Below are 21,661 nucleotides of genomic sequence, written 5' to 3'. Positions count from 1 at the left end.
GGGTTAGACCGTGAGGTTGAAGTTCGGGTCGACGCCGTAGAGCGCCAACTCGGCCACCAGGACGACCACCACCACCGAGACCAGAGAAAAACGCATCGATCGCCCGACGGCCTGGCCGACGCCGACCGGTCCACCGCTGGCGGTGTAGCCGTAGTAGCAATGGGTGATCATCACGACCACCGCAATGATGACGACCTGCACGACCGACCAGGCCACGTCCTCGGGGCGCAGGAACGTGCGGAAGTAATGCTCATACGTGCCGTTCGACTGGCCGTAGAGGATCGTCGTGACGACCTGCCCGGACGTGAAAGCCATGTCGAGGGCCAGCGCGTACAGCGGCACGATCACCACCAGCCCGCCCAGGATCCGAGTGGAGACCAGAAACGAAATCGACTTGATGCCCATGACTTCCAGCGCGTCGATCTCCTCACTGATCCGCATGGCGCCCAATTGGGCGGTGGCGCCGGCGCCGACCGTGGCGGCCAGCGCGACACCCGAGACGATGGGAGCGGCCACGCGCGTATTGGCCAGTGCCGCAAAGAATCCGGTGAACGCCTCGACGCCGATGTTGCCCAGCGACGCGAATCCCTGGATGGCGATGAGCGAGCTGCCGGATAGTGTCACGAAGCCGATGATCGCGACCGTGCCGCCGATCACGGCCATCGCGCCGGTGCCCATGCCGATCTCGGCGATCAGGCGCAGCGTCTCCCGGCGGTAGCGGTGTAGCGCCCACCCGATCTGCATGACGCTGATCCGCGTGAACCTCGCGAAAGTCCCGATCCGTTCGAGCCTTCGGGCCGCGCCGCCGCCATAGCGGTTGAGATTGGTGGCCGTCCGCGGATAGCGCGCGCGCAGTACGACCCGCGCTGAAGACCCGGCCACGTCAGCGCCCCGTCCCGAACCGCACGCCGATCGTGGTCAGCACCACGTTGACCGCGAACAGCGCGATCACGCACAACACCAGGGTTTCGTTGACGGCGGTGCCGACGCCCTTGGGACCGCCCTTGGTGGTGAGGCCGCGATAACAACCGACCAGGCCGGCGATCGTTCCGAACGTGGCCGACTTCACGACCGAGATGACCACCTCGGGTAAGCCGGTGACCAGGGTGAGGGTGCCGACGTAGGCGCCGGCCGAAATGTGTTGGATGAAAACACCGAAGACGAAACCGCCGACCAGGCCGATGGTGATCACCGCGCCGTTCAGCAGTGTGGCGACGATGGTCGCGGCGACGACGCGAGGCACCACCAGCCGGTGGATGGGGTCGATGCCGAGCACCTCCATCGCGTCGATCTCCTCGCGGATGGTGCGGGCGCCCAGGTCGGCGCAGATGGCGGTGGCGCCGGCCCCGGCGATCACCAGCACGGTGGTCAGCGGGCCCAGCTGTGTGACCGCGCCGAGCGCCGCACCCGCACCTGAGATGTCGGCGGCGCCGAACTCGGCCAGCAAGATGTTGAGCGTGAAGATGATCAGGACGGTCAGCGGAATCGAGACAGCGAGCGTTGGCAGCAACGAGACACTCGTAATGAACCAGCCCTGCTCGATCGTCTCCCGCCACTGGAACGGACGCCGAAACAGCGCCTTGCCGGTGAGCACGCAGGTCCGGTAGAAGCCGCCGACCGCGTCGACCCCGGGCTGGATCTGGCCACGGAGATACGTGGTGATGACGGTGGCGGTGCTCATCGCCGTTTCCCCCGGCGGCCGAGTTCGGCCAGCATCCTGACGTTCGCTCGTTCGAGTAAGTCGCGGGCGGCTTTGTTCGCTTCCGCTGCGTCACCGGCGCAGATCGCATCGGCCAAGTTCCGATACTCCTCGCGCCATTTGCCGTCGGCGGACACAGGCAGGGCGGCCAACGCGGGTTCGAACGCGGCGCGAAATGCGTTGTACATCAACCGGAATACGATCGAACCCGCACCGTCGACCACATGATCCCAAAACGTGAACGGCAGGCCTTGCCACTCAAGGGGGTCTTTCTCGAGGGTGCGCAGCGCTTCTTCGAGCGATTCGGCCAACTCGGGTCCGCGCCGCTCGGCTGCCAGCTCCGCGACCTTCGGACCGATGCGCAGCCGGGCATCGAGGATGCTCCGGAAAACGGCGAGATCGACCTCGCCATCCCGAAACAGTAACTGGGGCAACAGGTCAAGGCCGGCATGCCGGCGGAAATCACGCACGGTGGTTACGCCGCCCTGGCGGACCTCGACCAGCCTCGCCGCCGAAAGCCGCTTAAGGGCCTCCCTGACCGCGGGCCGGGACACCCCGAAGACCTCCGCCAACCGCCGCTCGCTGGGCAAGGCCTCACCGGGCTGCATCTCGCCGCTGAGCACGTCGGTCGCGATTTGCTCGAAGACCTCTTCAGGCACCGATCGGCGAATTACCGGCTGCAGCGCCATGCCGGTCAGTCTGGCTCGGCGGTGGTCTGACGTCAAGTGGTCAGACCACTATCGGCGTGTCGTCGTTTGAGGCCGCGCCGCGCGGGTAGTGCCTCAGCGATGACTACGGATCAACAAGGCGGTGACAAGCGGATACGGCGGACGGACGTATCACGCCTGCCATTCATGGCCGGGATCCTGCTGGGCATTTCCGGCTTGAATTCCTTGTTGGAGGGCCTGTACACGATCAGCTACTGGCAGGGCTGGCTCTTTGTCGCGGTCGGAATCATTGTCGCGGGCACGGCCGCGATGCTGGTCTTCAGGGTGCCGGGCGCTCCGATCCTTGCCCTCGTCGCGGCGTGCGCGTCGTTGGTTATCTCCGCCGTATGGGTGGCGACTTATCACTGGTTCAATCTGGCGGCCATCGGCCTTGACCTCGTGGCGATCTACGCGCTCGCCCGGACGAAACTCCGTTTACGGATGGGGAGAGATCCGCTTCGGACATAATCCTCTATCGCGCCGAACGTGCGGCTAGCCGCACAGTCGACACCGAACGTGCGGCTAGCCGCACAGTCGACACCGAACGTGCGGCTAGCCGCACGTTCGGCTATCGGCCGCTAGCTTTCCGACCGGTGCGCGGCCACGAACAGGTTTCCCGGCATGGTGTCCGCGACCTCTTTGGGGGCGCTGCGTCCATAGCCCGCCATCAGATCGTCGGACGGCGTCACCGTCACGTCCCAGCCGTGACGCCGGAACCACTCACCGACGTCTTCGCGCTCCTCGAAGTAGAACAACTCTTCGTTGTTGGGGATCTCGCGCTGCGGGTCCACTTCGGTCATCACGGTACGGATACGCTCCATCCGCGCCCGACGCTTCGCGCGGAATTGCGCATCGTGAAACCGCGGCCCTAGCGCTTCCACCGCCACGCGGCTGCCACCGACGCTCAGCGCGTCGATGCGGTCGAAGAGCAAGTCCTGGGCCGCGGCGGGTAGATACGGCATCAACCCCTCGGCCGACCAGGCGCTGGGCAGCGAGGCGTCAAAACCCGCCTGGCGCAACGCCGTCGGCCAGTCCTGACGCAGGTCGACCGGGACGGCGACGCGGTCGCACGCGGGCTGCGCCCCGTGCTCGGCCAAGGTCGCCGATTTGAACTCCAGCACCCTTGGCTGGTCGAGCTCGTAGACCGTGACGCCGTCCGGCCACGGTAGCCGCCAGGCCCGCGAGTCCAATCCACTCGCCAGGATCACCGCCTGGCGGATGCCCGCGCCCGCCGCGTCGAGGAAGAAGTCGTCGAAAAAGGCTGTGCGGCATGCCATGTAGCCGACCATCGCCTGCATCTGCAGCCGCACCTCAGGTTCGGCATCGAGGAGCTTGGAGGGCAGCTGCGATGCGGAGTACCAGTTCCACAGTCCATCGCCGGCCGCATCGAGGAAGACCCGCGCGAACGGGTCGCGGATCATCGGATTGTCGCTCTCGGTCTCCGCCGCGCGCGCGGACGCCACCCCCAGCGCGGTCGTGCCTACGCTCTCGGTGATCTCCCAGGTGTCGTTGTCGGTTCTGGCCACGCTCAGTTCCCTTCTGCCCGCTCGGCGGCCACGAACAGGGTCCGCGGGGCGGCGCCTTCGATGTGCTGAGGCGGCGTCCGGTCATAGCGGGCCATCAGCTCCTCGGCCGGAGTCACTGTCACGTCCCAGCCGTGGCGGCGCAACCAGGCGTCGACGTCCTCGCGTTCCTCGAAATACCACAGGTCTTGCACCTCGGGGATCTCCCGTTCCGGCTCGAGTTTGGCCATCAGCTCGCGCACGCGTTGCATCGTCTCGCGCCGCTTCGCGATGGCGTCCGGGTCGAGGAAGTCGGGGCCGGGTGCCTCCACCGCGATTCGGCTGCCGGCGGCGCCGAGCGCTTGAACGCGCTCGAAAAGCAACTCCTGCGCCGCCGCCGGCAAGAACGGCAACAACCCCTCGGCCGACCAGGCGCTGGGCGCGGAAGCGTCGAAACCGGCCTGCTGCAACGCCTCCGGCCAGTCGTGGCGCAGGTCCACCGGGACGTGCACCACGTTGCACTTCGGCTGGGCACCGCTGTCGCGCAACGTCGACGACTTGAATTCCAGCACCCGGGGCTGGTCGAGCTCGTAGACGGTGACGCCGTCGGGCCAAGGCAGCCGCCACGCCCGCGAGTCCAAACCCGCCGCCAGGATCACCACCTGATGCACGCCCGACCGCGCGGCGTCGAGAAAGAACTGGTCGAAAAACAAGGTCCGCGCGGCCATGTAGCCGACCATCCCCTGCATCCGCGGCTGGAGGTCGGGTTCGGCCTCGGCGATCTCGGCGGGCAGGTCCGGTGCGGCGAACCAGTTCCACATGCCGTCTCCGGCGGCGTTGAGGAACACCCGCGCAAACGGGTCGCTGATCAGCGGATTCTCACTCTCGGTTTCGGCCGCGCGGGCCGCTGCGACGCCCAGCGCGGTCGCACCCACGCTCTCGGTGATGTCCCAGGTGTCGTTGTCGGTTCTCGCCACTCTCACGTCCTCCAATTTGCTAGCACGCCTACATAGCGACCCTACGCGCGCTGCGTGTGAGCGAGCTGTACGTCAGGTTCTCCTCCGCTGACCCGGAGGTATCCGGTTAAGTTGTCGGACATGCGGGTTGACGGGCGTGACATCAGCGTCTCGGGCGACTTGCTGCAACCACTGACCCGACGGACGAACGACATCCTGCGGCTCGGCGCCACCGTGGTGTTCTTCGGGATCGTCATCGCCGGATCGTTGATCACCCGCCCGCAGTGGGTCGCGCTGGAAAAGTCGATCTCCGAGATCGTCGGCGTGCTGACACCCACCCAATCCGATCTGGTCTACCTGGCGTACGGCATCGCGATCCTGGTGCTGCCGTTCGCGATCCTGATCGGATTGATCGCCGCCCGGCAATGGAAACTGCTCGGCGCCTATGCGGCCGCGGGGCTGTTGGCCGTTCTTCCGCTCTCGATCGGCGGCAATGGCATCGCGGCGCCCCGATGGCACTTCGACCTGACCGATCGACCCCAAACCGTGTTGGCCCAGATCCTGGACGACCCACGGTGGATAGCCCTGCTCGCGGCGGTGCTGACCGTCTCGGGTCCGTGGCTTCCCGCGCGCTGGCGACGTTGGTGGTGGGCGCTGCTGCTCGCATTCGTGCCGATCCACCTGTTCATCAGCGCGATAGTCCCCGCCCGCTCCCTGCTGGGACTGGCGGTGGGATGGTTCGTCGGCGCGCTGGTGGTTCTGGTCGTCGGCACACCCGCTCTGGAGGTGCCGCTGGACGGTGCGGCGCGTTCGCTGGCCAAACGCGGTTGCGTGGTCACCAGATTGCGCGTGATCCAGCCGGCCGGACAAGGACCGCTCGTTCTCAGTGCCACCTGTCAGGATTCCGATTCGGCCTCCGACGCCGCGATTGTCGAGTTGTACGGCCCGCATCAGCGCAGCGGTGGTGCATTGCGCCAATTGTGGTGGAAGCTAAGGCTGCGCGGCTCCGAGACCGCGCCCTTTCAGACCTCTATGCGTCGCATCGTCGAGCACCGCGCATTGATGGCAATCGCCATCGGTGAAGTGGGAGTTGCCAACACGGCGACGATCGCGGTCGCCGTGCTCGATCGCGGCTGGATCATGTACGCGCACCGGCCCGTGCAAGGGCTTCCCCTCGTCGAATGCGCCACCGCGACACCCGTCGCCGCAGTGTGGGAGTCGCTGAAAACCCTGCAGGAACAGCAGATTTCACACGGCAATTTGCGCGGCGACGAGATCACGGTGCGCGACGGCACCGTGTTCTTCGGTGGATTCGGCAACGCCGAATACGGCGCCACCGAGGCCCAATTGCAGTCCGACGTCGCGCAACTTCTGGTGACGACGTCGGCGCTGTACGATCCGAAGTCGGCGGTGGCCGCCGCGATCGACGTGTTCGGCAAAGCCGCCGTGTTGACCGCGTCCCGCCGGCTCACCAAAGCCGCTGTGCCGAAACGTGTTCGACAGTCGATAGCCGACGCCGGCGCGGTCATCTCCGCCGCCAAGGCGGAGGTCCAGCGGCAAACCGGTGCCGATCAGATCCAGGCGGCGACGATCACCCGCTTCAGCCGCAGCCAGTTCATTCAACTGGTGCTGCTGGGGGCGCTCGTCTACGTCGCGTATCCCTTCATCAGCACCGTGCCGACGTTCTTCCACGAAGTTCGAAACGCGAACTGGTGGTGGGCGGTGCTGGGCTTGACGGTGTCGGCGCTGACCTACGTGGGCGCGGCGGCCGCGTTATGGGCAAGCGCTGACGAATCGGTGAGCTTCTGGAAGCTGTCAATCGCACAGGTGGCCAACACTTTTGCCGCGACCACCACCCCGGCCGGCGTCGGCGGGCTGGCCCTTAGCACGCGCTACTTACAGAAGGGGGGAGGGCTACCCGCAGTGCGGGCCACCACCGCCGTGGCACTGCAGCAATCCGTGCAGGTGATCATGCACGTGGTATTGCTGGTCTTGTTCAGCACCGTCGCGGGCGCGTCGATGGACCTCAAGCATTTCGTCCCGGATGCCACCGTGCTGTACCTGATCGCGGGTGTGGCGCTCGGCCTTCTAGGGACATTTCTCTTCGTGCCCAGGCTGCGGCGCTGGCTGGCGACGGACTTGCGGCCCAAGCTGAAGGAGGTAGTCGGGGACCTGGTCGAGGTCGCCCGCCAACCGAAACGACTGGGTCTGATCGTACTCGGTTGCGCCGGAACGACTCTCGGCGCGGCACTGGCGCTGTGGGCAAGCGTCGAGGCTTTCGGCGGCGGCGCGACGTTCGTCACCTGCACGGTGGTGACAATGGTCGGGGGAACGCTCGCCTCGGCCGCGCCGACGCCCGGCGGCGTCGGCGCCGTGGAAGCGGCATTGATCGGTGGTCTGGCCGCCTTCGGCGTTCCCGCGGCCGTCGGCGTGCCGTCGGTTCTGCTGTATCGGGTGCTCACCTGCTGGCTGCCGGTGTTCGTCGGGTGGCCGGTGATGCGGTGGCTGACCGCAAACGAGATGGTCTAGCAACTTTCCGCAGCGACTTCGGCTAGTCTCAATCCGCGCGGCTGGCGCTGGTGCCGGCCCCAATTTTCGGGAGAGTTGATTGATGAAACACTTGACCGCAGCAACCATTACCGTGGCGCTGATTGTGGCGCTCGTCGGTTGCGGATCCAACAACAAGACATCAACGTCCACGTCGACATCAACATCGACGAGCACGTCGACGTCGACGACCACGACAACCAGCGCGACATCTTCCGGGCAGGCCCACAAGTCCATCGCCGACTACTTCAACGAGAACCACATCACGCAGAGCCCCGTTCGCCGGGGCGATCCGGGCTCCCCCACGATCAGTCTGCCGATGCCCCCGGGCTGGCAGGTAGCCAACGAAAGCAGCGCCTCCTACGGCACCATCGCCTTCTCTCAGCCGTCGGATCCTTCCGATCCGCCGACGATCTCGGCGCTCGTCGCCAAGCTGGACGGTAACGCCGACCCGGCCAAGATCATCCAGTACGCCCCGGGCGAGGTGCAGAATCTGCCGGGTGCCCAGGTCTCCGGCGACGGATCGGCTTCCACCCTCAGCGGCTTCCAGGCGTGGCAGATCAGCGGCACTTACGTCAAGGACGGCAAGACACGGTTTGTCGGACAGAAGACCGTGGTGATTCCCGGCCAGGGCGCCCTCTTCGTGCTGCAGCTCAACGCCGACGCGCTCGCCACCGACAAGGCGACGTTGATCGACGGGATGAACATCGTCGACGACCAGACCACCATCTCCGTCTGAGTCGGTAGCCGGATCGCGCCGCGGAGCGTGTTCGTCTCCGCGGCGCGATCCGGCATGTTCCCCCGGACCCCGATTGGTCCTACGGTGTTGGCATGGCAGAACAGTCGCACGCGATAGACGTCGGGCACCCACCGTCGGCTCTACTTCGCATCGTCAACCCGATGCTGCGCTCCCTGCTGCGCACCCCGCTGGCGGGGTCCGCGCGCAAGCAGCTGATGGTGTTGAGCTTCACCGGACGAAAGACCGGGCGGCCGTACTCACTTCCAGTGAGCGCCCACATGATTGACAACGACCTCTACGCGCTGACCGGCGCGCCCTGGAAGCAGAACTTCCGCGGCGGCGCCACCGCCGAGGTCGTCTACGACGGCAAGACGACCACCATGCGCGGTGAGCTCATCCGGGACCGCGCCGTCGTCTCCGACCTCTACCTGCGCTGCGCCCAGGCCTACGGCGTGCAGCGCGCGCAGCGGATGATCGGATTGAAATTTCGCGACCAGCGCATGCCGACCCTGGACGAATTCGCCGAGGCCGTCGACCGGATGCACTTGGGAGCGGTGCGGCTGACTCCCGCATAGGGACCGATCAGAGTTGCCCGCGCAGCCGTTCGACGAGGCCGAGCAACTTCGCATGATGTGAGCCGGCCCAGTAGATGCGACCACATCCCGAGCAGCGGCTGAATTCCTCGTAGTACTGGGCGGTCAACGGCTCGAGCTGGTCGATCACGTCGCGCTTGTCGACCGCTGCCAATGCACCGTTGCAGTGCAGGCAGCGGGTGAGCGGCGCCAGCCGTTCGCGTAGGTCCAGTCGCCTCATCACCTCGAGGGCCTGTTGCTCGGGATCCTGGGAGTGCACGAAGAGGCCATGCGTGATTGCCCGGCGCTTCAGCAGGCCGCGATCGCGGGTCAGCAGGATTCGCTGCTCGTCCAGGCTGATGCGGGCCAGGGCCGCGTCGTCGGCATCACTGGACCACCACGCGTCGAAACCGAGGATGCGAAGCAGCCGCGCGAGCCGGCCGAGGTTCACATCGACGACGAATCGCGGATCGCGCAACGGCACCGGCCGAAGCCTGGCGGTGGACGTGACGTCGAGCGCCTCGAACATCGGGTACGCCGCGATGCGGTCGCCGGCGGTGGGCCGATGCTCGAAGTCGGCCGGATCTCCGTTGACCAGGATGAGGTCGATCTCGGTGTGCGGAATGCCCATTGCCTCCAGCACGTCCTTGACGGTCTGGTGGGAACGGAAGGGGCGGCGCACGGTGGCGCCGCGAAGCTCGGGCGCCAGGAAGTCGTTCAGTTCGGCGTACGCCCGGACCTCGACGTAGCCGACTCCCGGCGGTTCGTTCACCTACTCGGGCCCCGCGCCCGCGGCGGCATGGGTTCTCGTGATCACCGGCCGCTCAAACCCGGCGTCGCACACGGCCCTTCGCACCGCGTCACCGACGGAATCCACCCGCTCGGTTGGCACCAGGGCGATCACGCAGCCCCCGAACCCGCCGCCGGTCATCCGGGCGCCCAGGGCGCCCGCGCCCACCGCGGCATCGGCGATCAGGTCGATGTGCTCGGTGGTGATTTCGAAGCCGTCGCGCATGGAGGCGTGCGAGGCGGTAAAGATGCGGCCGGCTTCGGCGAAGTCCGAATCACCCAGGGCACCAACGAAATCGGACACCCGGCTGTTCTCGGTGAGCACGTGACGCGCACGGCGGGCGTCCGTCGGATCGGTCACTCTCGCCAAAACCGACGTGCCGCGATCCTGCAGATCGCGCAGTGACGACACGCCCAGCTCGGCGGCCGCGCGCTCGCACGAGGCGCGCCGGGCCGCGTAGTCACCGCCGGCGTGACGGTGGCGTGCCCGGGAGTCGATCAGCAGCAGCGCGACGCCACAACCGTCGGGATCGAAGGCCACCGGATCGACGGTGACGTCGCGAAAGTCGATCAGCAGCGCCGTGGCGGGCCGGCCGAACAGCGAGGCCAGCTGGTCAAGCAAACCCGTTGGGGCGCCGACGTATTCATTCTCGGCGCGCTGGGCCATCCGCGCCTGCTCCGTTGGGTCGATGCGCACACCGGCCGCCGCCGCGATCGCGCCGAGGGTTGCGCATTCCAGTGCCGCCGAGGACGACAGGCCCGAGCCCATCTCGACGTCGCTGGTGATCGACATCGCGCCGCCGGGCACCGGGTGGCCGGCCTGTCGCAGCGCCCACATCACCCCAGCGACGTAGCCGGCCCAGCCGGTCACGCCGCCGGGAGCGGTGTCGAGGGGAATGCGCACCGAGCCGTCAGCGCGATCGCTGCCCACGGTGATCGCGTCGCCGCCGTCGGGGAGGAAGGTCACCAGGGTGCGTTGCGGGAGTGCGATCGGCAGTGCGAACCCGAGGTTGTAGTCGGTGTGTTCCCCGATCAGGTTGATCCGCCCGGGGGCGGCGTACCGCACGCTCGAGTCGGTCATCGGCCGAGCTCCCGTAGCCGCTGGGCCACGGCCTCGGGTGTGACGTCGCCGATGAACGCGTCCATCGCCGATTCGGATGCAGCCAGATACTTCAGCTTGGTGGCGCTGCGCCGGATCGACATCAACTCGACGTGGAAGTAGCCGTCGGCCTGGTCGTGCGTGTCGACGAACTGGTGCAGCGCCGAAATGTATGGCAGCGGAGCCGAATACATCCGGTCGAACCGTTCCAGCACGTCGAGGTAGATCTGGGCGAATCCGTTCAGTTCGTTCTCGTCGAGGTCGACAAGGTTATGGACGAACCTGTTCGGATAGATGTGCACCTCGACCGGCCAGCGCGCCGCGAACGGCACGAACGCCGTGAACAGCTCGGTGCGCGTGATGACGCGGCTGCCGTCGGCGACCTCGCGCGCAAGTAGGTCGGCAAAGAGGTTGCCGCCGTGGCGCATTCGATGCTCGCGGGCCTGGCCGAGCATGGCGGCGGTGCGCGGCGTCAGGTAGGGATAGCCGTAGATCTGGCCGTGGGGATGGGTCAGCGTCACCCCGATTTCCTCGCCGCGGTTCTCGAAACAGAACACCTGCTCGATGCCCGGCTTTGCGATCAAATCGGCCGTGCGGTGCCGCCACGCGTCCACGACGAGCCGGGCATGCGGCGGTTGCAGCTCCGCGAACGACCCGGTGTGGTCGCTGGAAAAGCAGATCACCTCGCAGCGCCCGTACGCGGGGGCGAACACGAAGCCGTCACCCGCGGGCATTTCAGCCGGCTTATCGGCCGAGGCGCCGGACAGGCTCGGGAAGCGGTTCTCGAAAACGACGACGTCGTAATCGGGGGCGGGCACCTCGCTGGTCAGCCCGGTCGGGCCCGGACATAGCGGACACTGGTCCGGCGGTGGCTTGTAGGTGCGGTCTTGGCGTAGCGCGGCGATGATCACCCACTGTCCGGTCGAGCGGTCGAACCGCAACTGCGACTGGTCGGGGTCGCGCGGCGGCAGCGGCCTGCGATCTTCGACCGGGGCCGGTCGGTGCCCGGGCAGCGAAAAGAAAAGCAGGTCACGGCCGTCGGCCAGCTTCGCCCGCGTCGGCGCTGTCACGACGTTGAAGACTAGCTTGGCCACCGCTGGAGACCGAATCCAGAACGAAGGCATCGATCGGCTGGTCGTGCCCACGCAGGTTGAGTCGCCGCCGCGGCGTCATCCCCATCAGGTCGTCGGCCACTCCGGATGCGACGAGCAACTCCCCGCCCGCGGCGTGTTGTTGCATCCGGGCCGACACGTTGACCGGATCACCGAGGGCGGTGAAATCGACCACCGCGCCCCCGACGTTGCCGACGTATGCGACCCCCGCATTGACCGCGATGCCTAGCTTCAGCCAAGGCCCCTCGTCGCTGCCGTACCCGACCGCTTTGATCAGCTCCATCGCGGCCAGAACCGCACGCCGGCGGTACTGCGGACCGCTGATGCCCCGAACAAAGAACGCCATGATCTCGTCGCCGATGAGTTTGTCGATCACCGCGTCGTGCCGCAGCAGGGTCTGTGTTGCAACGACATAGAACCGGTTGAGCAACGCGGCGAAATCGGCGGCGACAGCGTGCTGGCCCAGCGCGGTGGAGCCGCGAACGTCGGCGAACAAAACCGCGATATCGACCTCGGCGCCACCCGGCGGAAGCACATCACAACAGCGACTGCACAAATTGGGGTTCTTGCGCGACGGGCGGAACCCGGCCGCGGCGAAAGCGTGGCCGATCAGGCCCCCAAAGGGGTTGTTGCACAGCTTGCAACGTGGGGCCGACGGCAGGTAGCGAAACACCCGCCGCGCCGACACCAAAGGCGCGTGACCTTCGGTTAACACCTTGTCCCATCGCTGCTCCGGCGTCACCGGCGCGGTCTGGCGTGGGATCTTGCTGTCAATCATGCTGAAATAGTCGACCCCGACGCCGTTTCGACACATGAGGCATCCGCCTCAACTTGGGATCGTCGGCCCCGGCGTCGTCGAGGGCGCCCCGCTAGCGCGCTCCAGCGCCTTTTCGAGTTGTCCTAGGGGGTAAGGCCCATTTCCATCAACGCTTGCGGTGAGTCGCTCGCAGTCAATGTCGACCCGGTACTCGGGGCAACCATCCGGGAAGTGTCGCAAATCAATGCTCACCACGGACCCGCTTCGCCAGTCGACCGAATCCAGGTGCCAGTAGCGGTCCGTCAAGGCGAGAAGCGCTCTGTCAGTGGCGGAATCAATCAGTTCGGGCGTCTCGACCCATTGGAAAGCACGTGCCTCGAATGGGTCGACGCAGACTTTGTATCGACCGTCGGGTGAAGTTGACCTCTCCTCCAGCGTCACGGGATCGGCGGGTGATCGGACGCCCAGGGGTGGGCCGATTCCAGTTGGGCCGCAAGGCGAATGAGCACGTCTTCGCGTCCGTAGGCGGCGGAGAGCTGGATTCCGATGGGCAGGCCCTCGGAGTTGCGGTGCAGCGGAAGGCTGATCGCCGGCTGCCCGCTCATGTTGAATGGCGGTGTGAACGCGGCGAATTGGCCCGCGCGGCGCATGGGCGCCGTCGGCTGCTCGGGATTGTTCTCGAACTCCGTCAGCGGCAGCGGCGGCTCCGCCAGCGTCGGGCTCAGTAGTAGGTCCCAGCCGTCGGCCCACCACCCTTGCACCGCCCTGCGGAAGGCCCATCCCGCGGCCTGGGCGTCGGCGTAGTCGACGGCGGTCAACCGCTGCGCTTGCTGGACCAGCACCCAGTTCACCGGCTCGATGTCGTCGGCCGTCATTTCGCGTCCGAGCGTCTCGCCGAATCCCCGGGCCGCCATGGCCATCTGCGTCGCCCACAGCGCCATGAACTTCTCGACCAAGGAGGTATCGGCGAGGCAAGCCGGCCAGGCGGGCTCGACGATGTGGCCCAACCCCTCCAGCATCGCCGCCGCCGACCGCACCGCCGAGGCGCAGTCCGGATGCAGGAAGTCGCCGCGCGGATGCACGTCGAGCAGCCCGATGCGCAGCCGGCCCGGATCGGTGCCGACCTCCGTGGCGTACGGCCGCTCGGGCGCCGGCGCGATCACGCTGTCGCCGACACCGGGACCGTGCACCGCGTCGAGCAGGCTCGCCGTGTCGCGCACCGTGCGGCTGACGCACAGTTCGACCCCCAGCCCCGCCTCGGTGCGCAGCGGCCCGGCCGTGGTCCGTCCCTGGCTCGGCTTGAGGCCCACCAGCCCGCAGCACGAAGCCGGGATCCGGATGCTGCCGCCGCCGTCCGAGGCGTTGGCGAACGGCACCATCCCGGCGGCCACGGCCGCGGCGGCTCCGCCGCTCGATCCGCCCGGCGTGCGATCCAGCGCCCACGGATTGCGCGTCGGCCCCCAGGCGAGCGGCTGCGTGGTCGGCAGGCTGCCCATCTCTGGGCTGTTCGTCCGCCCCGCGATCACCAGCCCGGCCGCCTTGAACCGGGCAACCAGCGTCGTGTCGGCGGTGTCGATCTTGCCCGCTTGTTTGAGCGCCACGTTGCCGTTCGACAGGGTCTGACCGGCGAAACTCGTATACAGGTCCTTGAGCAGAAACGGGACGCCGCGGAACGGCCCGTGTGGCAGGCCCGGATCCGCGGCCACCGACCGCGCGTGCTCGAACCACTCGATGACCACGGCGTTCAACGACGGGTTGGCTTGCTCGATCCGCTCGATCGCCGCCTCGAGCAACTCGCCGGGCGTGACCTCGCCTTTGGCCACCAGGGCCGCCTGGTCCGTGGCATCCATCCACCGTGTCTCGTCGGCAAGACCGCTCATGGCTCTTGGTCTATCACGTGTGATCGAAACCGCTGTGCCGGAGTCGCGGTTGCACCCGCCCGGCTCTACGCTCGTTGGTTACACGAACGGGGGTTTGCTAGTGGGTGTGCTTATGGGGCGACGTGTGCCCGGAGGCAAGCTTGCCCTCGTCGTGCCCGGCGTCTGTCTTGCGGTCGCCGCGTGTTCGGCGACGGTGTCGCCGCCCGCATTCACACCGACCACCTCGTCGACGACCTCTTCTTCCACGACCACCAGCGCGGCGCCCCCACCGGCCCCGATAACGGGCCCGTTGGAAAAGGATTGGAAAAGCTACGGCGGCACCGCCTACTTCGGGTGTCCCGAAAGGTTCTCGGTCGCCAAATCGGCACTCGACGACATCCGCCCCAAGGTCTTCGATACCAAGACCGGACAGTATGTGGCGCCGGCTCTCCCCGCGGTGCCCGCCGGTGAGATTCTCAGCGGCGCGATGTGCGCGCTAACGGGCGTCGCCGACGACATGAAGGTCGTCTACCTGGTAACGACCGTCAAGCCGGCCCAGACGCCCGCCCCCGAAGTCACCAAGGCGACCGCGTACGCCTTCGATTTCAAGTCCGGCCAGCCGGTGGCCACCAAGGAGCTGCAGCCGCCCACCCCTGACCTGAGATTGACCGCACCGAACGGATGGGGGCTCGGCGCAACCGCGTCGGGGGTGGCATGGGTGAACGCCTTCACCGACGGCCACGCCGCGACGTCGCCGCCGCGGACCGTAATCCTTTCCGGTGCAGACCTTTCCACGACGTGGAGCGACCCGCAGCCCGCCCGGGCCTGGCAGGACGTTCTGGCATTCCAGCGGAACACCACGGAGGGCAAGACGACGGGAGCCGAGCTGCGCCGGCCGAACAGCGAACCGATATACCAGGACAACGATGTCGTGTCCGTCGACGCCGAATTATCCGACGGGCCAGACAAACTCGTGAAGATCACGCGACAGGACTCCCCCACCGCCGTGTCGACCATGTTCTTCGACCTGAACTCCAAATCCGTCATCAAGGTCGGGGACACCGACCGGATCTCCGGGGGCGGACTGGGGGCGACACTGTCGGACGGGAAGTTGTTCGTCGACGGCCGCGTCTCGGACAATTCGCAGTTCGGGTTCGGGGTGTGGAACCTGCGAACACAGCACTGGGACTTTCTGAAAAACCGCGACGACGCTTTGAAGCAACCGATCGCCAAGGTGGCTTTCTTCGGCGATCACCTCTACATCACGAACGTGGGCAACACGTTCTCGGTCATCGCCCTGCCGGCTCCCGATCCGGTCGCCTCGAACTGGTCGGTGCGTCCGTTCGCGCGGATCAACGGCTGGACGCTGGTATGCCGCGGCGAGACCGCCGCGGACGCGACCGGCGAATGCAAGGAGATCGTGATGGTGCAGGACCAGGACGGTCACTATCCCGGTCCGTGGTTCTGAGCAGACCGCGCAGTCACTCTTCCGATCGATGGTGGACATGGTCGTCGTCGTACTCGGGCTGTTTCCCTATGCGGGTGTTGGGATCAAGCAACGAGTGTGGTGACGCGGGGCCGGTGACCGAATTCCATTCTGGGTCCGTATACAGGTTGATTCGGCCGTCGCGGATCCAGCGGCAATACCAGTAAAAGAAGATGGTGAAGAGAGCCATCAAGGCCACCATCGCGGTCAATGCCAGAATCGCGGTCATCATGCCGGGCACGCCGCTTGCAGTGCCTGACCGGCTTGCTGACTCTGTGCTGCGTAGTCGGTGTAGGCGCGCCGGAAATCCTGACTTGCTGAACTGTTGGCGGCCGTAGCCTGCAGCTCAGGAGGGACCACCTGCAAACCATCCGATCCCATGCGCCAAATTTTAGGGCGGTGTCCGGGTGGGCGCTATTCGCCTTCCGCCTAAGCGCGCTTCAGCGGAGCATGCTCTGAACTGCACGAGCCTTGGTGGCAGGTACAGGATTCGAACCTGTGTAGGCGTAAGCCGACGGATTTACAGTCCGCTCCCATTGGCCGCTCGGGCAACCTGCCGCCAGACAGGTTACAACGAACGGGTAGACAGGGCACAAACGGCTATCACCTGATGAAGGGACGGATCGAATGGCGGACTCATCGTTCGACATCGTCAGCAAGATCGACCGGCAGGAGGTCGACAACGCGCTCAACCAAGCGGCCAAGGAGCTAGCCACCCGGTTCGACTTTCGCGGCACCGACACCAAGATCGCCTGGAAGGGCGACGAGGCGGTCGAGCTGACGTCGTCCACCGAGGAGCGCGTCAAGGCCGCCGTCGACGTCTTCAAGGAAAAGCTGGTCCGCCGCGACATATCGATGAAGGCCTTCGAGGCCGGCGAGCCGCAGGCCTCCGGCAAGACCTACAAGGTCACCGGCACCCTGAAGCAGGGCATCAACAGCGAGAACGCCAAGAAGATCACCAAGCTGATCCGCGACGAGGGGCCCAAGAACGTCAAGACCCAGATCCAGGGCGACGAGGTCCGCGTCACCAGCAAGAAGCGGGATGACCTGCAGGCCGTGATCGCGATGCTGAAGAAGGCCGACCTCGACGTGGCGCTGCAGTTCGTCAACTACCGGTAGCGCGGTCTAGCTGCTGGCTCAACCAACCGGTGGGTGCCTAAGGTAGTGCCGAGTCCCACGAATCAAGCGAGGTTCACGATGACCGTGACTCCCCAGGAGGCCGCCGGCGACGGCGCGGCTAGCGCCGCTTACTTCGACGTCGTGATCGTCGGCGCCGGTATCTCCGGCATCGGCGCGGCGTACCGGATCACCGAGCGCAACCCGCATACGACCTACGCCATCCTGGAGCGGCGCGACCGGATCGGGGGCACCTGGGATCTGTTCCGCTACCCCGGAGTTCGGTCCGACAGCAGCATCTTCACGCTGAGCTATCCGTTCGAGCCGTGGACCCGCAGGGAGGGCGTCGCCGACGGCACCCACATCCGCGAGTACCTGATCGCGACGGCGCGCAAGCACGGCATCGACCGCCACATCCGGTTCGGCAGCTATGTCCGTTCCGCGGACTGGGATTCGTCCACCGACACCTGGACGGTCACGGTCGAGCAAGACGGTGCCCCTAACTCTTTGAGGCACTACCGCAGCCGGTTCGTGTTCTTCGGCAGCGGCTACTACAACTACGACGAGGGCTACACCCCCGACTTCCCCGGCATCGAGAAGTTCCGCGGCACCGTCGTGCATCCGCAGCACTGGCCGGAAGACCTGGACTACAGCGGCAAGAAGATCGTGGTCATCGGCAGCGGCGCCACCGCGATCACGCTCATCCCGGCACTGGCGGAGCGCGCGGCCAAAGTGATCATGCTGCAGCGCTCTCCGACCTACATGATGGCGGCATCCAAATACAGCAGGGTGGCCGCGGCGGCTCGTAAAGTGTTGCCGCGCAGGGCCGCCCACTTGGTCACCCGGACATACTCCGCCCTGACCGAGGCGGTGTTCTGGTTTTTCTCCCGCAAGACGCCCGGGCTGATCAAGCGGCTGCTGCGCTACGTGGCGACCCGCTATCTGCCCGACGGCTACGACATCGACACGCACTTCAAGCCGCGGTACAACCCGTGGGACCAGCGGATGTGCCTGATTCCCGACGCCGATCTGTACACCGCGATCGCGTCGGGCCGCGCCGAGGTGGTCACCGACCACATCGACCGCTTCGACGCCACCGGCATCGCCCTGCAATCGGGCGGCCACCTCGACGCCGACGTCATCGTCACCGCCACCGGCCTGCAATTGCAGGCGCTGGGCGGGGCCACGATCAGCCTGGACGGCGTCGAAATCAACCCGCGGGACCGCTTCGTCTACAAGGCGCACATGCTCGAAGACGTGCCCAACCTGTTCTGGTGCGTGGGTTATACCAACGCGTCGTGGACGCTGCGGGCCGACATCACCGCTCGGGCAACGGCAAAGCTGATGGCGCACATGGCGTCTCACGGCTACACGCATGCCGCCCCACACCTGGGCGATGAGCCGATGGCCGAGAAGCCGGCCTGGGACATCCAGGCCAACTATGTGAAGCGGTCGCTGCACGCGCTACCCAAGTCGGGCACCAAGCGGCCGTGGAATGTGCGGCAGAACTACCTCGCCGATGCGATCGATTACCGGTTCGACCGCATCGAGGAGGCGATGGTGTTCGGCCGCGCCGGCGACCGGGCGCCCCTGGCCGGATGAACTGCTTCTAAATCGCGAGTGTCGGCAATACGCTGATCGCCATGGCAGCTACGAAGCGCGAACCCAAAGTCGTTGTCCTCGGTGGCGGTTCCTGGGGGACCACGGTGGCGTCGATCTGCGCGCGCCGCGGACCGACGCTGCAGTGGGTGCGCTCCGAGGCGACCGCCAAGGACATCAACGACAATCACCGCAACCACCGCTACCTCGGCAACGACGTCGTCCTGAGCGACACCCTGCGCGCGACCACCGACTTCGCCGAGGCCGCCAATGCCGCCGACGTGGTCGTCATGGGCGTGCCCTCGCACGGTTTCCGGGGCGTGCTCACCGAGCTGACGAAAGAGCTGCGGCCGTGGGTGCCAGTGGTGTCGCTGGTCAAGGGGCTCGAGCAGGGCACCAATATGCGGATGTCGCAGATCGTCGAGGAGGTGCTGCCCGGCCACCCGGCGGGCATCCTGGCAGGCCCGAACATCGCCCGCGAGGTGGCCGAAGGCTATGCCGCGGCGGCGGTGCTGGCGATGCCCGACCAGCATTTGGCCACCCGGCTGGCGGCGTTGTTCCGCACCCGGCGCTTCCGCGTCTACACCACCGACGACGTCGTCGGCGCGGAGATGGCCGGGGCCCTGAAGAACGTCTTCGCGATCGCGGCGGGGATGGGTTACTCGCTGGGCATCGGGGAGAACACCCGCGCGCTGGTCATCGCCCGCGCCTTGCGCGAGATGACGAAGCTCGGCGTGGCCGTCGGCGGCCACCCCGACACCTTTCCAGGGCTGGCCGGCCTGGGCGATCTGATCGTCACCTGCACCAGCCAGCGCAGCCGGAACCGCCACGTCGGCGAGCAGCTGGGGGCCGGCAAGCCGATCGACGAGATCATCGCGTCGATGAACCAGGTCGCCGAGGGGGTGAAGGCCGCCAGCGTGATCATGGAGTTCGCCAACGAGTTCGGCCTGAACATGCCGATCGCCCGTGAGGTCGACGCGGTCATCAACCATGGCTCGTCCGTCGAGCAGGCCTATCACGGGCTGATCGCCGAGGTCCCGGGGCACGAGGTGCACGGCTCGGGCTTCTGACTGCCCTGCTTAACGGGACGTTACGAAAACATTTGCATTCCATATGCGCCCGCCCCGTCAGCTTGACCGAGGTTTTGCTGGCCCATACCGTCGAACGAGGTAGCCAAGCGTTCCCATCGTGTTGCGCTGGGTGTAATCGTTTGTGCGCCAATCAGTTACGCAGACGTTACTGAACGCAAGGGCGGGATATCGGAACGTCCCCCGCTAGTCCTAACGAGGGAGCCACCGATGCACCACATCGAGGCGCTGTCCTCCGACCGATTGCGATCGATTCTGCGGCACGATTTGCCCTCTTCGCTCGTGGTTTTCCTGGTCGCGCTTCCGTTGTCGCTGGGCATCGCGATCGCGTCGAACGCTCCCGTCCTGGCCGGTCTGATCGCCGCGATCGCCGGCGGCATCATCGTCGGTGCCATCGGCGGATCACCGCTGCAGGTCAGCGGGCCCGCCGCCGGCCTGACAGTGGTGGTCGCCGGCCTCATCGCCGATTTCGGTTGGGGCGTAACGTGTTTGATCACCGCCGCCGCGGGCGTGCTGCAGGTTCTGTTGGGGCTCAGCCGCGTTGCGCGGGCGGCGCTCGCGATCTCGCCGGTCGTCGTGCACGCCATGCTGGCCGGCATCGGGATCACGATCGCGCTGCAACAAGCGCACGTATTGCTGGGCGGCAAATCCAAAAGCACGGCCTGGCACAACCTTATCGGCCTGCCGGGCCAAATCATCGGCGCGCATCGGCCGGGAGTGCTGCTGGGCGTCCTGGTGATCGTGATCCTAATCGCCTGGCGCTGGGTTCCCGCCCGCCTGCGCTTTATCCCGGGCCCGCTGGTCGCCATCGTGGCGGCGACGGTCATCTCGCTGGTCTTCCCGTTCCACGTGAGGCGGATCGAGATCGACGAGTCGCCGCTGAACGCGTTGCGGCTGCCCGACATTCCGCACGGCAACTGGGGCGCGGTGGCAATCGGCGTGATCACCGTCGCGCTCATCGCCAGCGTCGAAAGCCTGCTGTCGGCGGTTTCCGTCGACCGGATGCATCACGGGCCCCGCACTGATTTCGACCGCGAGTTGGTCGGACAGGGTGCCGCAAACATCGTGTCGGGGACCATCGGCGGGCTGCCGGTCACCGGCGTGATCGTGCGCAGCTCAACGAATGTCTACGCGGGCGCGAAATCCCGCGCCTCCTCGATCATGCACGGCGTCTGGATCCTGCTGTTCACGGTTCCCTTCGCGGAATTGGTTGAGAAAATCCCGTCCGCCGCCCTTGCCGGCCTGCTCATCGTCATCGGCATTCAGTTGCTCAAGCCCGCGCACATCGAAACCGCAATGAAACACCGGGATCTCGCCGTGTACGTGGTGACGGCGGTCAGCGTCATCTTCCTCAATCTGCTGCACGGCGTGATGATCGGGCTCGCTCTGGCGATCGCGTTGACCGGATGGCGGGTGATCCGGGTCAAGGTCGAGGCGAAGCCCGTCCGCGACGAATGGCAGGTGAGCATCGAGGGCACCGCGTGCACCTTCCTCGCCCTGCCCCGGCTGACCCGCGTGCTGGCATCGGTCCCGACCGGTCACACCGTGTCGGTCAGTATTTCAGTCAACTACATGGATCATGCTGCGCACCAAGCGATTACCGACTGGCGACAGCAGTATGAGGCCACGGGCGGCACCATCCGAATCCACGGTGAGTTCGAGACGGGCCATGCCCGCCGGCCCTTTCGCGACCTGGTCGAACCCGAGCGACCCGAAGCCGCCGCCTAATCGACGTCGATCCTGATGTGCAGGCGCTTGCCGCACACTTGGGCCAGGCGTTCCAGCACATCGATCCGCGGCACGTCACTGCCCTTCTCCTAGGCGGCGACCACGCCCTTGTCGATGCCGAGTGCATCGGCCAGCTGGGCCTGGTTCATGCCCGCGCCGACGCGCGTCTCGAATATCAAGTCGGGCAGGTCCAGTGACAATCCGGCTTCGTGGATATCCATTGAGTTAGCTCCCGGCATCGGAATCACTGCTTCCATGTAGCCAATCGATCGGCAACTCCCATGGTACGTAGCTAGACGAGGCCGA

Annotated in this window: 20 protein-coding genes, 1 tRNA gene and 1 pseudogene; 9 read left to right on the top strand and 13 right to left on the bottom strand. The window is 66.5% G+C overall.

Annotated elements, in window-relative coordinates; genetic code table 11:
* Positions 1 to 3 precede the first annotated feature (3 nt).
* Genes ACQI5H_RS01875 through ACQI5H_RS01865 form a run of 3 tightly spaced genes read right to left on the bottom strand, consistent with a single transcriptional unit; the run spans position 4 to position 2,388 of the window.
* Positions 4 to 882, bottom strand: coding sequence for an ABC transporter permease (locus tag ACQI5H_RS01875; protein ID WP_427077744.1), 879 nt, complete (start codon positions 880 to 882; stop codon positions 4 to 6).
* Between the two features lies 1 nt (position 883).
* Positions 884 to 1,681 (bottom strand): MlaE family ABC transporter permease, encoded by a 798-nt coding sequence (locus ACQI5H_RS01870; protein WP_427077743.1) that lies wholly within the window; start codon positions 1,679 to 1,681, stop codon positions 884 to 886.
* Positions 1,678 to 2,388, bottom strand: coding sequence for a FadR/GntR family transcriptional regulator (locus ACQI5H_RS01865; protein ID WP_427077742.1), 711 nt, complete (start codon positions 2,386 to 2,388; stop codon positions 1,678 to 1,680). The genes ACQI5H_RS01870 and ACQI5H_RS01865 overlap by 4 nt, the downstream gene beginning before the upstream one ends.
* A 165-nt stretch (positions 2,389 to 2,553) precedes the next feature.
* On the opposite strand from ACQI5H_RS01865, the gene ACQI5H_RS01860 reads away from it, so the two are divergent.
* Positions 2,554 to 2,874, top strand: coding sequence for a DUF7144 family membrane protein (locus tag ACQI5H_RS01860; protein WP_427077741.1), 321 nt, complete (start codon positions 2,554 to 2,556; stop codon positions 2,872 to 2,874).
* Between the two features lie 110 nt (positions 2,875 to 2,984).
* On the opposite strand, the gene ACQI5H_RS01855 is transcribed toward ACQI5H_RS01860, so the two are convergent.
* Together ACQI5H_RS01855 and ACQI5H_RS01850 are read right to left on the bottom strand one after the other, a co-directional pair.
* The gene (locus ACQI5H_RS01855; protein ID WP_427077740.1) at positions 2,985 to 3,932 is read right to left on the bottom strand and encodes a class I SAM-dependent methyltransferase; all 948 of its coding nucleotides are present in this window, start codon (positions 3,930 to 3,932) and stop codon (positions 2,985 to 2,987) included.
* A 2-nt stretch (positions 3,933 to 3,934) separates the two neighbouring features.
* Positions 3,935 to 4,885, bottom strand: coding sequence for a class I SAM-dependent methyltransferase (locus ACQI5H_RS01850; RefSeq protein ID WP_427077739.1), 951 nt, complete (start codon positions 4,883 to 4,885; stop codon positions 3,935 to 3,937).
* Positions 4,886 to 5,005: 120 nt separating this feature from the next.
* On the opposite strand from ACQI5H_RS01850, the gene ACQI5H_RS01845 reads away from it, so the two are divergent.
* The 3 genes from ACQI5H_RS01845 (at position 5,006) to ACQI5H_RS01835 (ending at position 8,725) form a co-directional block, all read left to right on the top strand.
* On the top strand, positions 5,006 to 7,393 hold the full coding sequence (locus tag ACQI5H_RS01845) for a lysylphosphatidylglycerol synthase transmembrane domain-containing protein (protein ID WP_427077738.1): 2,388 nt from the start codon (positions 5,006 to 5,008) through the stop codon (positions 7,391 to 7,393).
* 82 nt (positions 7,394 to 7,475) lie between these two features.
* On the top strand, positions 7,476 to 8,150 hold the full coding sequence (locus ACQI5H_RS01840) for an LpqN/LpqT family lipoprotein (RefSeq protein WP_427077737.1): 675 nt from the start codon (positions 7,476 to 7,478) through the stop codon (positions 8,148 to 8,150).
* Positions 8,151 to 8,242: 92 nt separating this feature from the next.
* Entirely contained in the window at positions 8,243 to 8,725 is a 483-nt protein-coding gene (locus tag ACQI5H_RS01835; protein WP_427077736.1) for a hypothetical protein, read from the top strand.
* 7 nt (positions 8,726 to 8,732) lie between these two features.
* Here the strand turns inward: ACQI5H_RS01835 and ACQI5H_RS01830 are convergent, their stop codons facing one another.
* From ACQI5H_RS01830 to ACQI5H_RS01810, 5 genes are all read right to left on the bottom strand, one after another.
* Complete coding sequence (locus ACQI5H_RS01830; protein WP_427077735.1) at positions 8,733 to 9,494, bottom strand: Mut7-C RNAse domain-containing protein; 762 nt, start codon at positions 9,492 to 9,494, stop codon at positions 8,733 to 8,735.
* Positions 9,495 to 10,592 (bottom strand): galactokinase, encoded by a 1,098-nt coding sequence (locus ACQI5H_RS01825; protein ID WP_427077734.1) that lies wholly within the window; start codon positions 10,590 to 10,592, stop codon positions 9,495 to 9,497.
* Positions 10,589 to 11,623, bottom strand: coding sequence for a galactose-1-phosphate uridylyltransferase (galT, locus tag ACQI5H_RS01820; protein ID WP_427077983.1), 1,035 nt, complete (start codon positions 11,621 to 11,623; stop codon positions 10,589 to 10,591). Before galT ends, ACQI5H_RS01825 begins: the two co-directional genes overlap by 4 nt.
* A gap of 16 nt (positions 11,624 to 11,639) precedes the next feature.
* Positions 11,640 to 12,500: an adenylate/guanylate cyclase domain-containing protein gene (locus ACQI5H_RS01815; RefSeq protein ID WP_427077733.1), complete on the bottom strand. Its 861-nt coding sequence runs from the start codon at positions 12,498 to 12,500 to the stop codon at positions 11,640 to 11,642.
* A gap of 416 nt (positions 12,501 to 12,916) precedes the next feature.
* Complete coding sequence (locus ACQI5H_RS01810) at positions 12,917 to 14,359, bottom strand: amidase (protein WP_427077732.1); 1,443 nt, start codon at positions 14,357 to 14,359, stop codon at positions 12,917 to 12,919.
* Positions 14,360 to 14,471: 112 nt separating this feature from the next.
* On the opposite strand from ACQI5H_RS01810, the gene ACQI5H_RS01805 reads away from it, so the two are divergent.
* Positions 14,472 to 15,806, top strand: coding sequence for a hypothetical protein (locus ACQI5H_RS01805; protein ID WP_427077731.1), 1,335 nt, complete (start codon positions 14,472 to 14,474; stop codon positions 15,804 to 15,806).
* 13 nt (positions 15,807 to 15,819) lie between these two features.
* Here the strand turns inward: ACQI5H_RS01805 and ACQI5H_RS01800 are convergent, their stop codons facing one another.
* Complete coding sequence (locus tag ACQI5H_RS01800) at positions 15,820 to 16,056, bottom strand: hypothetical protein (protein ID WP_427077730.1); 237 nt, start codon at positions 16,054 to 16,056, stop codon at positions 15,820 to 15,822.
* Positions 16,057 to 16,296: 240 nt separating this feature from the next.
* A tRNA-Tyr gene (locus tag ACQI5H_RS01795) sits at positions 16,297 to 16,382 on the bottom strand.
* Between the two features lie 69 nt (positions 16,383 to 16,451).
* Here ACQI5H_RS01795 and ACQI5H_RS01790 point away from each other — a divergent pair.
* The 4 genes from ACQI5H_RS01790 (at position 16,452) to ACQI5H_RS01775 (ending at position 21,355) form a co-directional block, all read left to right on the top strand.
* Positions 16,452 to 16,943, top strand: coding sequence for a YajQ family cyclic di-GMP-binding protein (locus tag ACQI5H_RS01790; protein ID WP_076060895.1), 492 nt, complete (start codon positions 16,452 to 16,454; stop codon positions 16,941 to 16,943).
* Between the two features lie 78 nt (positions 16,944 to 17,021).
* Positions 17,022 to 18,542, top strand: coding sequence for a flavin-containing monooxygenase (locus ACQI5H_RS01785; RefSeq protein ID WP_427077729.1), 1,521 nt, complete (start codon positions 17,022 to 17,024; stop codon positions 18,540 to 18,542).
* A 41-nt stretch (positions 18,543 to 18,583) separates the two neighbouring features.
* A complete protein-coding gene (locus tag ACQI5H_RS01780) occupies positions 18,584 to 19,609 on the top strand; it encodes an NAD(P)H-dependent glycerol-3-phosphate dehydrogenase (protein ID WP_427077728.1) in 1,026 nt (341 codons plus the stop codon).
* 228 nt (positions 19,610 to 19,837) lie between these two features.
* Positions 19,838 to 21,355, top strand: coding sequence for a SulP family inorganic anion transporter (locus ACQI5H_RS01775; RefSeq protein WP_427077727.1), 1,518 nt, complete (start codon positions 19,838 to 19,840; stop codon positions 21,353 to 21,355).
* On the opposite strand, the pseudogene ACQI5H_RS01770 reads toward ACQI5H_RS01775, so the two are convergent.
* A pseudogene (locus ACQI5H_RS01770) lies at positions 21,352 to 21,612 on the bottom strand (helix-turn-helix domain-containing protein). The gene ACQI5H_RS01775 and the pseudogene ACQI5H_RS01770 sit on opposite strands and share 4 nt — an antisense overlap.
* Positions 21,613 to 21,661 lie beyond the last annotated feature (49 nt).

This window comes from Mycobacterium heidelbergense (assembly GCF_050205645.1).
Taxonomy (GTDB): Bacteria; Actinomycetota; Actinomycetes; order Mycobacteriales; family Mycobacteriaceae; genus Mycobacterium; species Mycobacterium heidelbergense_A.
Note: the sequence above shows the minus strand (reverse complement) of the source record. Positions and strands in the feature narration are given on the sequence as shown.